The following is a 271-nucleotide window of genomic DNA, read 5'->3' on the forward strand; positions in this document are numbered from 1 at the left end:
GCCTTCGGGTTGTAAAGCTCTGTCGAGAGGGACGAAACTATAGGGTGCTAATACCACCTTATATTGACGGTACCTTTAAAGGAAGCACCGGCTAACTCCGTGCCAGCAGCCGCGGTAATACGGAGGGTGCAAGCGTTGTTCGGAATTACTGGGCGTAAAGCGCGCGCAGGCGGCTTTTTATGTCAGGTGTGAAAGCCCTCGGCTCAACCGAGGAAGTGCGCCTGAAACTGAAAAGCTTGAGTACGAGAGAGGAGGACGGAATTCCCAGTGT

At 53.5% G+C, this 271-nt stretch carries 1 rRNA gene; it reads left to right on the forward strand.

Annotated features, from left to right (window positions below):
• Positions 1-271: ribosomal RNA gene (locus tag ACTHS3_RS17910) — 16S ribosomal RNA — on the forward strand; the annotation flags it as partial.

The organism is Neisseria sp. P0009.S007 (genome assembly GCF_051962515.1).